Origin of the sequence: Bacillus cereus (assembly GCF_007678085.1) — a bacterium.
In the GTDB taxonomy this organism is placed as follows: Bacteria; Bacillota; Bacilli; order Bacillales; family Bacillaceae_G; genus Bacillus_A; species Bacillus_A cereus_BE.
In genome coordinates, this window is record NZ_VEDW01000002.1 from 118,251 (window position 1) to 131,324 (window position 13,074).

A 13,074-nucleotide genomic window follows, 5' to 3' on the forward strand; every position below is an offset into this window, starting at 1 on the left:
TAGATTCCTCATTTTAATATAGCGAGATTAAGTGTGGATATTTTGAAGGAATTGTGAAAAATGTTAAAAGTTTTGGGGATTTTCATCAAACATAAACCACATTTCAGAAAGTATGTTTTCTATGTTTACGAAGGTTTCTTTATATTTGATAGATACATCCTAACAACCGCTTCAGCAAGACATTGAGCAGAATCAACAAAATCCTCATTCGCCACAACATTCAAATCAGTACATGCGATAATAGCGGTATCTACTTCATCTTGCAATTGTAAAACAAGCGTACTCCATAATTTACGGGCTTCTTCAACTTCTCCGCTTTTAATATAAATAATAATTTGATTAATCATTGTCTGCCATTTTTCATGATGAATGTACTCTATATTACGTTTTGTAATCTCGTCTTGGTAAATACCAGCTTGAATTGTCGCTTCTGTTGCGAGAAGAGCGACTCTTTTTATATTTTCAAGAATTGCTTGTAACGTCTCATCGACGATATTTAAAATCGGAATGGACAGAGAAAATTGTAACTCTTCAAAATAAAGATGCGCCGTATTGCACGGCATAGCGATAAATTCTACACCAGTACTTTCCAGCTTTTGTGCCCCTTCAATAATTGCTTTTTTCATCGCCTCATGATCAATAGGACGATCCATATAAAACGGTGTTAGACAAGAATAAATCATCATATGAGGAAAGTCCATATCATGTGTTGCTCCGTATACTGTTTGGCACTTTGCTACAATTGTATCAACGAATGGTCCAGTTGATTTTGGTCCCATTCCTGCTAGTATTCCGATCATTGGTTTGTCTCCTTTAAAATGTAATTAAAAACGTTTTTTACGAACGATAAAAAGAAATAAAGTAAGTAATAAAAATGAATATACGATAGCCCAAGCTGTGAGCCATAGAGTGTGAGTAAGTATATTACATTTGTATTGTCCAAGCATTAGAAAGCTTTCGACAGGTGGTAAAAACCATAGTAACTCTTTTTTAAACCGGATGGAGGCGATCGTTATAAGTAATATAAATGTAAGGCTAAGCCAAGCGGTGCTTGCTTTTTGAATAATATTTCTAGTAAATAAAGTTGCAATTGAAATTCCTAGTATAGAGAGAGACATGTGAGCGAGAAATCCGACTAAAAATAAAGAAATTGTCATTTCTTCATTAAACATTTGCAAAATAATTGGGTAGATTACGGATATAAAAGATAAAACAGAACAAATGAGAAGAGCCGTAATATATTTACCCACATATAGTGCGGAAATATTATTTGTGTGAGAAATAGTAATTTGTTCTTGTACAGGGTCTTCAGTATGAAAAATTGTGACCGTAATCCAGGCAGATAATAAATAAAGTGCGAGTGCCGTTTCTAAGTATGTTGGCACAATAGGAGTCGGTTTATATGTATAGACAAAAAGTAAGCTCACAAAGTACATCGCAATAGGAGGGACGTACTTATAGGATTTTGTATAGTCGAGAAAATGGTAACGAATAAGCGCGAACATAATAAACCTTCTTTCGATTTAAAAGTTAGGTTGTAGCAGTGTGATAGATGCTTTTTTATGTAATAAAAACTGAAGCATTTCGTTTGTATATTCTTTTTCGATTTGTAATTGAATAAGGTTTTGATTTGAATTGTGTGCAACGTGTATAAATCCTAATTGCTTCCGTAGTTCTATCGCTGAAAATGTTTCGTGAACGATTGCTTCAATATAGACTTGTTCTGCCCCTTTTTGCACAGAGATATCTTCCGTGATTGTATGATTTGCTAACGTCACAATTCTATCAGCGAAGTTTTCTAGTAGTTGTTTTTCGTGGCATGTGAAGAGTATAGATATGCCGTGTTGTTTTAATGAGAGTAAAATATGTTCTAGTTCTTGCTGAGAGTTAGGATCAAGTCCAGAAAGAGGTTCATCTAAAATTAATAAATGGACGTCTGTAAGCAATGCTTGCATAATGCCTGTTTTTTGTTTCATGCCTTTTGAAAAGTTTCGTACAACGGAATGCCTTGCATGATGTAAATGAAAAGATTCGAGAAGCATGGGAATTTTATCTTTTAAATATTTTGTTGATAAACCGTGAATGTGGCCGAGATGATATAAATAATCCTCTAATGTAAAACGAATTCCTTCAGGAAAATGTTCAGGTACATAGCCGATTTGTATATGTTCTTTTCTTTGAAGTGTCCCTGTTGTAGGTGAAATAAATCCTGCAATTATTTTGAGTAGAGTACTTTTTCCAGTCCCATTCCCGCCAATAATAGCGAGTGCCTCTCCTTCTGGAACGGATAAATTAATGTTGTCTAGTATAAGTGATTTGCCGTACTTCTTTTGAATTCTCCTTAGTTCTACTAGCAAAGTTCTATCCTTCTTTCTTCAAATATTGTATACATCCATTATATAGGAGAATAAGAAAAAGACGTGCAATGAGTGCACGTCTTTTTTTGTTATGTTTTGTCGATAAGTTGATATAGTGTGTCGAATCGTAGATATATCGAAAAAATCGTTGATATATCTGGAGTTACGATAGATATAGTTGAAAAATCGTTGATATAATTATCGCTTCTCAATCGCCACAATAAATGGTGGGTTATTTTGCTGGTTAATGAAGCCATATCGCAAAACGTGAGCTTGTTTTTGATCTAGTTCTTCTGCAAATTTAAGAACAGCGTCGCGTTCTATTTGTCCTTCTGGGTGTCCGTGATAAATGACAAGGACGATGATTCCTTCAGGTGCCATTACTTCTAGTAATTGTTCAATTGCCGAAATTGTTGAGTTCGGTTTTGTAACGATATGCTTGTCACCGCCAGGAAGGTAACCTAAGTTGAAGATTGCGCCTGTTACTTTTCCTTTTGCATCTTCTGGTAATACAGATAAAAGCGTATCGTGACTATCGTGAACTAAAACAGTACGTTCGAAAAGTTCCTTCTCTTTTAGACGAGTTGTTGAGCTTTCAATGGCTTCTTTTTGAATATCAAATCCAAATACTTTTCCGCTATCCCCAACGATTTCAGCTAGGAAGCAAGTGTCATGACCATTGCCGAGTGTTGCATCTACAGCGTAATCGCCTTCTTTAACAGCCGTTTGCAGCAGTGTGCGAGCAAACGGTAATACACGTTCTAATTTCATTGTTGTATCTCCTCATTTGCATATTTTCCTTGCCAGCTTCCGCGGCGTACAAATTCTGCATCGATGGAATTTAATACTTCCCATTTATTTAAGCTCCACATTGGACCAATCATTAAATCAGGTGGGCCGTCACCTGTGATGCGGTGCACAATTACGTCTTCTGGAATTATTTCAAGTTGGTCAACAACGAGACTTACGTAATCCTCAAGAGAAAGGAATTCTAGTTGTCCTTTTTCATATTGCTTCACCATTGGCGTTCCTTTTAATAAATGAAGTAAATGAATTTTAATTCCTTGTACGTCAAGCTTCGCTACTTCGCGAGCTGTTTCCATCATCATGTCGTAATTTTCAAGAGGAAGACCGTTAATAATATGAGAGCAAACTCTAATGCCATGCTTACGTAATTTATTTACGCCTTCCACGTAAGATGGGTAATCGTGAGCGCGATTAATAAGGTTTGCAGTTCGTTCGTGAACAGTTTGCAATCCGAGTTCAACCCAAAGATACGTGCGTTTATTTAAGTCCGCTAAATATTCAACGACATCGTCTGGTAAGCAATCTGGACGAGTAGCGATAGAAAGACCGACAACGTCTTTTTCTGCTAGAAGCGGTTCGAATTTTTCTTTTAACACTTCAAGTGGTGCATGTGTATTTGTGTACGCTTGGAAATAAGCGATACATTTTCCGTCTTTCCACTTTGAGCGCATTTTTTCTTTCATTTCATGATATTGCGTTATAACATCATCGCGGCGATCACCAGCGAAGTCACCAGATCCGGCAGCACTGCAAAATGTACAACCGCCGTAAGCAACTGTACCGTCACGGTTCGGACAATCGAAGCCAGCATCTAATGAAACCTTAAAGATTTTTTCACCAAATTCATTTCGTAAATGGTAATTCCATGTATGATAACGTTTATTGTCGTTTGTATATGGAAAAGGGTTTTGAACCTTCATTATTTTCCCTCCTAAGCCGAGTCAAAATGAAACAAAATACATTATAACATACTCATAAGGTAGAGGTGGAAGGGACACACTAAAGGGGAATTGAAGCAAGGAGGGACAATTATGGCAGAGCGTCAATCACTTGAATCGTATATTACACAAGCGGAACAAGCGGTGGAATATGCGAAAGAACAATTAGACCAAGGTATGAGACAAGAGCATTATAATACGATGGAGTATTCGGATGCGCAGTTACAATTAGAGCAAGCATATAACGATTTACAAACGATGCAACAACATGCGAATGATGAGCAACGTGAGCAGTTAAATAGAGCACGTATGGCAATTCGCCAATTGCAACATCAAATGATTATTACACCGCACTAATAAGGAGTGAATGTAATGGCGAAACGTTCAGATCAAAATAACCCAGAGCAAAAAACACAAAATGGACATAACGCTGAGTTTTCGAATGAGCTTGATCCAGTTGTTCAAGTGAAACAGCGTAACAGTAAAAAAGGACAACCGCAAAGATCGAAGCAATCAGAGTAAACCAGGTCGCAATATGACCTGGTTTTATTTTGCTATATGACAATAATGTAAGATTTCTGTAAGGTTTTCCGATAGTTGTAAGCTAACTTTTCCAGTAGAGTAAGGGAGGATTAAATTTTGGACAAGGAGTTGCATTATGGGGAACAATATTACAAACAAACGAATTGATGAGTTAGATTACATTCGTGGCTTCGCATTACTGGGGATTATTTTAGTAAATATTCTTGCACTACTTAATATTAAAATTCCAGATCCTAATACAGTAGATGCTAGCTACCAAAGGTTTCTATACTTATTTGTAGAAGGTCGTTTCTTCTCGATTTTCTCATTCTTATTTGGAGTAGGATTTTATATCTTTATTACAAGAGCAATTGCGAAAGGGAAGAATGGATACGTTCTATTTCTACGCCGCATAGTTGCATTATTTATTTTTGGGTTAATTCATCAAATGTTTCAGCCTGGAGAAGCGCTAGCGTTATACGCAATTTGTGGATTAGTCGTTTTACCGTTTTATAAAGCGAAAAAAGAAGTGAATGTAGTAATCGGTCTTATTCTTACGATAGCTTTTAGTATTATGGCAACTAAGGAATTATTACCATTAGGTTTAATTTTATTAGGTCTTGCTGCGGGGCAGTATAAAGTGTTTGAAAATCTTTCAGAAAAAATTAAGCAAGTCGCTATTTTTACAGGCATTATGTTTGTTTTAAGTGTAGTGGCTTTATGGTATCAATATGGGCACGTTCCTGCTGAGCCATTCGTAAATATGATGCTCATGAATGAGGATGGAACAATGGATGCTGCAGGTCAATTCTTAAAAATTGGTGTTACAGTTGGACCAATTATTTCAGCTTTCTATGTAGGAGCGTTAATTTTATTACTTCAATTAAAACCAGTTCAAACATTGTTAGCACCATTGAAATACTACGGTCGTATGGCTTTAACGAATTATATTGGACAAACTGCAATGATTTTAATCGCAGGCAGTGTATTTAACTTTGCAGAAAACTTAACTTACATGCAGACGTTATATGTGTGTATCGCAATTTATGCAATTCAAATTGTATTTAGTATGATTTGGATGAAAATCTTTAAAATGGGTCCGCTAGAGTGGATTTGGCGTGTTATTACGTATTGGACGGTAACACCTTTAAAGAAATAAAGAGAGAAGTAGGCTGTTCCTTTTGTGGAACAGCCCATTTTTATTGTCATCTTTTTTCGGTCAGTCGATATATTTTGAAAATCGCTGATAAAAGTGGAAGAATTGCCGATAAAATTTCATTTACCAATGAAGTGGATCAAAAAGAAAAAAACGAACCTTACACGCACCCATTTTTTATATTACAAAAGTGTAAGGTAATTGTAATGTTAACAAATAGCAGTTCACCCTCAAAAGGCGCAAAATAGGTAATGGAAAAACAAGCGTAGGAGGATATATATGACGAAACCAGTTGTAGACGTGAAAAGCGTTCAAAAAGTGTACGGTAAAAAAGGTGAGAACCAATCACACGCGTTAAAAGGTGTTTCATTCTCAATTCAAGAGGGTGAGTTTGTTGGAATTATGGGACCATCTGGTTCTGGTAAAACGACATTATTAAATGTAATTTCAACGCTTGATAAAGCAACGGGCGGCGTTGTTGAAATTGCGGGTACAGACATTACGAAAATGAGACAAGGTGAGCTTTCTGATTTCCGTTCACAAAAATTAGGATTCATCTTCCAAGACTTTAACTTACTAGAGAACTTATCTATTTATGAAAACATTGCACTTCCACTTTCTCTTCAAGGTGTTCCATCACGTAATATTGGACCAAAAGTAGAAAAAGTAGCGGATATGTTAGGGATTACAGAAATTCTTCAAAAGTATCCATCTGAAGTATCTGGTGGACAAAAGCAACGTTCAGCAGCAGCGCGCGCACTTGTGCATGAGCCAGCAATTATTTTAGGGGACGAGCCAACAGGAGCTCTTGATTCTAAAAATGCAACGAGTTTACTTGATGCGATGACAAACTTAAATAAAGATCAAGGTGTTTCGATTATGATGGTTACTCATGATCCGTATAGCGCAAGTTATTGTCAGCGTATTTTATTCATTCAAGATGGTGAGCTGTATAAAGAAATTCATCGCGGTGGTACGCGTGAAGAGTTCTACAAAGAAATTTTAGATGTACTTGCAGATTTAGGTACACAAAAAGCGTAAGAAAGGAGGTTCCAGTATGTTATTTAAACTTTCCATGTCGGGGCTGAAAAGTAAGCTGAAAGATTACATCGTCTTACTTGTCGGTCTTGTCATGTCGATTTCAATCTTTTATATGTTCCAAACGTTAGCACTGAATAAAGCATTTATTGAATCTAACTCAGTTATTCAATCAATTGGATTCGTATTCCAGGCAGGTTCATTTTTACTAGCCATTATAACGTTCTTCTATATTTTATATGCGAACTCTTTCTTATTATCTCTTCGTCAAAAAGAGTTCGGTATGTATATGATGTTAGGAGCAAAAAAGCATAAAGTTACATTACTTATGTTTATTGAAACGATCGTATTAGGCGCTGCGTCTCTTGCGATTGGTATTACAGTTGGTGTAGGACTTGCAGAAGGTATCGGACAGCTATTAATGAAACAATTAGAATTTGCTGGTGAAGGATATAAAGCATTTTACCTTCCATCCATGACTGTTACTTGCATCTTCTTCTTTGCACTATTTGTATTATCAGCAATTATGAATAGTATTAAATTATCACGTATTTCTGTACTGCAACTTGTACATGCAGACGCACAAACAGAGCGTGTTGCAGTAAAAGGAAAAATGACAGGTTTAGTTGCATTCCTTGCAGTTATTTTATTAGGAATTGGCTATGCATCAATGATTTATATGGAAAAATTAAGAGAAATGGGAATCCTTATTGCATTAGTTACAACAACAGCTGGTACTTACATGCTATTTGGATCACTTCTTCCGGTTATTATTAAAAAGTTAAAGAGTAATAAAAAACGTAGTGAAAAAGGACTTAACGCTTTTACTTTTGCACAATTAAACTTCCGTATTAATAGTTTAACGAAAGTACTTGCGACAGTAGCGATGTTAGTAGCGCTTGGAGCTGGTGCAATTTCAGGTGGTATGGCGTTTAAGAATAACGTTATAAAAATGGTTGATGGTTTAGTAATCTATGATTCAGTAGTTCATAATCCAACAGCTGAAGAAAAGAAAATTTTAGACGGTATTACATTTAAAGAGAAAAATGAATATCGTTACAAAGTAGATGATAAATACGTTTACTATGTAAAAGAAGATTTAGAGAAAAATCGCCCTTTAGTAAAAGATATGGCAAATATGGAGTCGATGAAGGATTTAGTGAATACGAAGAAAGTTTCAGAGGAACTACCAGTAGGTGCAGTTTCTAGAGAAATGAATGAGAAAGATGCGAATGCTAAAGAACTTCCACAAGAATGGGTTGATGCTTTTAGTACAATTCATCCATATTATATATATGAAGATCATGCAATTAAAATTGTAGATCAAAAAATGTACGATGGGATGAATGGTAAAGAAGGTATAGCATTTATCGGAAAAACAGATGATTTCTTAACATATACAAAAGAATGGAAAAAACTTGACGAGTTGCAGCTAGATAAATATAAAAATGTAACAGCTGAAAGAATGAACAGTAAATATCAATCTTACGATATGTTCTACGGAGTTGCGAGCGGGACAGTATTTATGGGCTTCTTCCTTGGAATTGCTTTCTTAGCAATGATGGCAAGTTGTTTAATGTTTAAAATTCTTTCTGGTGCATCAAAAGATATTACGCGTTATCAAATGCTTCGTAAAATCGGTGTGCGCCGTGAATTATTAACGAAATCGATTTATAAAGAGTTATTCTTAGTATTCTTATTCCCAGCAATTCTAGGTATCGCTCACGTATTAGTTGGTATGAATATTTTCGGATTTATTTTAATGGATCCGTACTTCCGTATTTGGGTACCAATCGTAATTTTCGTAGTTATTTATGCGATTTATTATTTCATTACAGTTCAATTGTATAAAGGAATTGTTCTTCCGAAAGAAGATTAATACGTAAAAAGCCGAGTGAAAGCGCTCGGTTTTTTTGTATTTTCAGAAAAAACACTTCAATGTTACTGAAATGTATAATATAATATAAATAAGTAACATAATATGTGAGTGTCAGCAACTGAAAAGTGAAAGGAGGAATCCGATCTATAGAAAGAAGCTGAACTTGTACCCCCTATTTTTTCTACCCACACCGTATTTGTAAAATCATAAATTTCCAAATGAAAAATTGTCGTAAGAGTATATTGTGAAAATAATGGATAATACATGGAAATCTCATAGCGTGATAAGGTAAAATGGACAGGATAATGAGAAAATTACCGTTCATAAGATGAGGAGATACATGTATGGAAGTTGTAGAGGCATTAAAAGATATAAGCCAAATTGAGGCTATGAAAAAGTATTTAAAAGAGCACTCGCTGCGAGATTATCTTTTATTTGTTATTGGAATTAACACTGGATTAAAGATTACTGAACTACTTAGTATGAAATTTGAAGAGGTATTAAATGAAGATAAGACTGTTAAAGAGTTTTATTCCCTTCCTGTGAAAGATGAAAAATTTAAACAAGATATTTATTTAAATACAAAAGTAAAAGAAGCTCTCTTAGAGTACGTACAAACTATTGATGCTCAAAGAGAAAATTACGTATTTCAATCTAATAAAACGACAAATTCAATCTCACGCCAACAAGCGTATCGCGTTATTCATAGCGCAGCTGAAGCAGTTGGGATTGTTGGAAAGATTGGAACGAACTCAATGAGAAAAACATTTGGATTTCACGCGTACAAAAGAGGAATAGCGATTGCGCTATTGCAAAAGCATTTTCATCACGCGACTCCATCTGAGACGCTCAAGTATTTAGGAATCTCAAAAGATGAGAAGTTTAAAACAGAGATTGATGTAGATTTGTAAAAGCCGTAACTAAAAACTTTAGGAGGCGGAAAAAATGAATATTAGAGAGAGTGAACTGCCTGGCATTGGATGTAAATTTGAAGTGATTACAAAAGGTAATGAAAAAATGGTTATTGTGATTCATGATGATGGCCGAAGAGAAATGTATCATTTTGATGCGGATCACGATGAGAGTGTTTCGAGCATTTCTCTTCGTGATTCTGAAGCGAGACAAATCGCGGCTATATTAGGCGGAATGGTATATAGACCGCAAGCGTTAGATACAATTGAGATGGCTTTTGAAGGATTATCAATTGAATGGTTTAAGGTAGAAAATCATGCGCCAGTAGTACAACAAACAATTGGTAGCTTACATGTCAGAAAAACATATAACGTAACGATTATTGCTATTTTGAAAAAGAATATGAAGAAATTTTTTAATCCAGGTCCAGATTCTATTATTGAAGCTGGCGATATGCTCGTATTATCGGGTGAAAGACATGAAGTGAAAAGAATTATTAATGAATTGCTTTCAACAGGAGGTGATTCCTAATCGATGGATACTTTAATCTTTGAAGTTGGAACTGCGTTAGTATTAGTAGCTTTTGCAGCTATCCTCGCTGCGAAGTTAAAGTTCTCGATTATTCCGTTTCTCATTATACTCGGTATGTTAGTGGGGCCTCATGCCCCAGATTTAGGACTTATCGATTTAAGGTTTATTGAAAGCGGAGAAGTTATTTCCTTCCTCGGCCGCGTTGGCGTCATATTCCTCCTATTCTATTTAGGCTTAGAATTCTCAATAAAAAAATTAATTAAATCAGGAAAGTCGATTGCTTTCGGGGGAACCGTCCACATATCACTTAATTTCATATTAGGTTTGCTTTATGGATATGTGATGGGCTTCCCCTTATTAGAAACATTAATTATTGCTGGAATCATTACAATTTCATCGAGTGCAATTGTTGCAAAAGTAATTGTTGATTTAAGAAGATCTGGTAATAAAGAGACTGAATTAATATTAGGAATCATTATGTTTGATGATATTTTTTTAGCTGTATATTTATCAGTCGTTTCAGGATTAGTACTTGGGGGCGCAACATCATTTGTAGGTGCTCTTACATCGGTATTAATCGCAGTAGGATATATGCTATTATTCTTTGTAGTCGCTAGAAAAGCTACGCCGTTCTTAAATAAAATATTAGATATTTCGTCAAATGAAATTTTTATTATCGTAATATTCGCTATTTTATTCTTTGTAGCAGGATTTTCAGAAACGATTCATGTTGCTGAGGCGATTGGAGCGTTATTGTTAGGACTCGTTTTTTCTGAAACAGAGCATAGTGATCGGATTGAGCATCTCGTCGTTCCGTTTCGTGATTTCTTTGGAGCTATATTCTTTTTCAGCTTCGGTTTAAGTATAGATCCGTTTTCACTTGGAGGAGCGGTGTGGTTAGCATTAGGAGCAGTTCTTATTACGCTCATCGGTAATTTTACTGCTGGAATGATGGCGGGACGTAAAGCTGGGTTATCGCATAAGGCTTCTACGAATATCGGTTTAACCCTCGTATCACGCGGAGAGTTCTCTATTATTGTCGCGAATATCGGTATTGCAGGTGGCTTAATGGCAGCGATTAAACCGTTCTCTGCACTGTACGTTTTAATATTAGCATCGTTAGGTCCATTATTAACGAAAGAGTCTGGGAGAATATACTCTTTATTAGATAAGATATTTAAATGGAGCGCTAAAGAACGTGCGAAGCGAAAAAAAGAAGTTGGATAGTATAAATAAGGGGAGACTGCGTGAAATTCAGGCGGTCCCCCTTTATTTATATACTGTTATTGATGTGATTTTTTGTTGGTAAGTCGATATATTTTTAAGTGGCAATCAATATAATTTCATTTACCGAAACGCCCGTTATCTGAATTTCATCAACTATTAATCAGTTGCCTTCCTATTTAAAAACGACTACAATTTTACTGTTATAGATGAACGAAAAAAATAGAATAGGAGGGGAGACTATGCCAAGGAAAGTATGGCTATTAGTAGCTGGGATGATTATTAATGTCACGGGTGCTTCTTTTTTATGGCCTTTTAATACAATTTATTTGCATGATCACCTAGGAAAATCTTTATCTGTGGCCGGAATGGTATTAATGATCAACTCGCTTACTGGTGTAATCGGAAACTTGCTCGGCGGTGTTTTATTTGATAAATGGGGCGGTTATAAATCAACTTTAGTAGGGATTGTCATTACACTCGTATCAATTTTAGGGCTTGTGTTCTTCCACGGTTGGCCGTTATATGTTGTATGGCTAGCGTTAATCGGATTTGGTTCTGGAATGGTCTTCCCATCGATGTATGCGATGGTTGGTACGGTTTGGCCAGAGGGCGGAAGACGAGCATTTAATGCGATGTATGTTGGACAAAACGTTGGTATCGCGATCGGAACAGCGTGTGGTGGATTAGTTGCATCGTATCGTTTTGATTATATTTTCTTAGCGAACTTTATTTTATACTTTGTATTCTTCTTAATTGCTTTTATCGGATTCCGTGGTATGGAAGACAAAAAAGAGCCAGGAGTGCAAAAAGAAGTCGAAACGAAAAAGGGCTGGACGCTTACACCTGGATTCAAAGCACTTCTTATCGTATGTGTAGCGTATGCGTTATGCTGGGTTACATACGTACAGTGGCAAGGGGCAATTGCAACACATATGCAAGAATTAAACATTAGTCTTCGTCACTACAGTTTATTATGGACGATAAACGGAGCGATGATTGTTTGTGCGCAGCCATTAGTTAGCATGTTAATTCGCTGGATGAAGCGTTCTTTAAAACAACAAATTATGATTGGAATCATCATTTTTGCGGCGTCATTCATTGTATTAAGTCAAGCGCAGCAATTTACGATGTTCCTCGTTGCGATGGTAACATTAACAATTGGTGAGTTATTCGTTTGGCCAGCAGTTCCAACGATTGCAAATATACTTGCGCCAAAAGATAAACTTGGATTTTATCAAGGCGTTGTAAATAGCGCGGCGACTGTAGGGAAAATGTTCGGACCGGTCGTTGGCGGAGCGATTGTTGATTTATACAATATGGAAGTATTGTTTATAGCAATCATGGTAATGCTTGTAGTAGCGATTATAGCAACGAGCATGTATGATAAGCGAGTAAAAGTAGAAGAAACAGTTGAAGAAAAAATTGCAGTTTAGTTTGACGGAACATGTAACATGTTTTAGAATATATTTAAATAAAACAACCTTTTGAACAAGGGAGATAGCTCGGCTGTCTTAAGACGATTTCGTTAGTTATGAAGAGTAACGATTAACCGAGAAGCCTTAGCTTTAAGTAAGCTCTTAAGAGATACGAAGTGGTGGGTAGTTCACATTAACTCATATTTGTAATAACAGTGAGAAGGAGTAGTAGTAATAGAAGCTGGTTTAGAGAGTTGACGGTCGGTGCAAGTCAATCCACGTTTCGTTATGA

General features: G+C 36.0%; 14 protein-coding genes and 1 other annotated feature (1 of these 15 cut by a window edge). Of the genes, 9 read left to right on the top strand and 5 right to left on the bottom strand.

Going from position 1 to position 13,074, the window contains the following annotated elements; genetic code table 11:
- Positions 1-125: 125 nt before the first annotated feature.
- The 5 genes from FS742_RS09690 to mnmL all read right to left on the bottom strand — a co-directional run bounded on the left by FS742_RS09690 (position 126) and on the right by mnmL (position 4,084).
- Positions 126-800, bottom strand: a complete 675-nt coding sequence (locus tag FS742_RS09690; RefSeq protein ID WP_144612174.1) for an aspartate/glutamate racemase family protein — start codon at positions 798-800, stop codon at positions 126-128.
- Between the two features lie 24 nt (positions 801-824).
- Positions 825-1,505 (bottom strand): ABC transporter permease, encoded by a 681-nt coding sequence (locus tag FS742_RS09695; RefSeq protein WP_144612175.1) that lies wholly within the window; start codon positions 1,503-1,505, stop codon positions 825-827.
- An 18-nt stretch (positions 1,506-1,523) separates the two neighbouring features.
- Positions 1,524-2,357 carry an ABC transporter ATP-binding protein gene (locus FS742_RS09700; RefSeq protein ID WP_144612176.1) on the bottom strand — a complete coding sequence of 278 codons (834 nt, stop codon included), beginning with the start codon at positions 2,355-2,357 and terminating at the stop codon, positions 1,524-1,526.
- 198 nt (positions 2,358-2,555) lie between these two features.
- On the bottom strand, positions 2,556-3,128 hold the full coding sequence (gene mnmM / locus FS742_RS09705) for a tRNA 5-(aminomethyl)-2-thiouridylate-methyltransferase MnmM (RefSeq protein ID WP_144612177.1): 573 nt from the start codon (positions 3,126-3,128) through the stop codon (positions 2,556-2,558).
- The gene (gene mnmL / locus FS742_RS09710) at positions 3,125-4,084 is read right to left on the bottom strand and encodes a tRNA modification radical SAM protein MnmL/YtqA (protein ID WP_144612178.1); all 960 of its coding nucleotides are present in this window, start codon (positions 4,082-4,084) and stop codon (positions 3,125-3,127) included. Before mnmL ends, mnmM begins: the two co-directional genes overlap by 4 nt.
- 111 nt (positions 4,085-4,195) lie before the next feature.
- On the opposite strand from mnmL, the gene FS742_RS09715 reads away from it, so the two are divergent.
- From FS742_RS09715 to FS742_RS09760, 9 genes are all read left to right on the top strand, one after another.
- Complete coding sequence (locus tag FS742_RS09715) at positions 4,196-4,459, top strand: YtzC family protein (protein ID WP_000840869.1); 264 nt, start codon at positions 4,196-4,198, stop codon at positions 4,457-4,459.
- Between the two features lie 15 nt (positions 4,460-4,474).
- Positions 4,475-4,624: a hypothetical protein gene (locus tag FS742_RS09720; protein WP_001129345.1), complete on the top strand. Its 150-nt coding sequence runs from the start codon at positions 4,475-4,477 to the stop codon at positions 4,622-4,624.
- Positions 4,625-4,760: 136 nt separating this feature from the next.
- Positions 4,761-5,783, top strand: coding sequence for a DUF418 domain-containing protein (locus FS742_RS09725; protein ID WP_144612179.1), 1,023 nt, complete (start codon positions 4,761-4,763; stop codon positions 5,781-5,783).
- A gap of 276 nt (positions 5,784-6,059) precedes the next feature.
- Positions 6,060-6,821 carry an ABC transporter ATP-binding protein gene (locus FS742_RS09730; protein ID WP_144612180.1) on the top strand — a complete coding sequence of 254 codons (762 nt, stop codon included), beginning with the start codon at positions 6,060-6,062 and terminating at the stop codon, positions 6,819-6,821.
- A 16-nt stretch (positions 6,822-6,837) separates the two neighbouring features.
- Positions 6,838-8,697: an FtsX-like permease family protein gene (locus tag FS742_RS09735; protein ID WP_144612181.1), complete on the top strand. Its 1,860-nt coding sequence runs from the start codon at positions 6,838-6,840 to the stop codon at positions 8,695-8,697.
- A gap of 344 nt (positions 8,698-9,041) precedes the next feature.
- A complete protein-coding gene (locus tag FS742_RS09745) occupies positions 9,042-9,608 on the top strand; it encodes a tyrosine-type recombinase/integrase (RefSeq protein ID WP_144612182.1) in 567 nt (188 codons plus the stop codon).
- A gap of 34 nt (positions 9,609-9,642) precedes the next feature.
- Complete coding sequence (locus FS742_RS09750; protein WP_144612183.1) at positions 9,643-10,140, top strand: cation:proton antiporter regulatory subunit; 498 nt, start codon at positions 9,643-9,645, stop codon at positions 10,138-10,140.
- Between the two features lie 3 nt (positions 10,141-10,143).
- Complete coding sequence (locus FS742_RS09755; RefSeq protein ID WP_144612184.1) at positions 10,144-11,367, top strand: cation:proton antiporter; 1,224 nt, start codon at positions 10,144-10,146, stop codon at positions 11,365-11,367.
- A 239-nt stretch (positions 11,368-11,606) separates the two neighbouring features.
- Positions 11,607-12,800, top strand: a complete 1,194-nt coding sequence (locus FS742_RS09760; RefSeq protein WP_144612185.1) for an MDR family MFS transporter — start codon at positions 11,607-11,609, stop codon at positions 12,798-12,800.
- A 188-nt stretch (positions 12,801-12,988) separates the two neighbouring features.
- Positions 12,989-13,074 (top strand) — a binding site (T-box leader) (it continues 134 nt past the right edge of the window).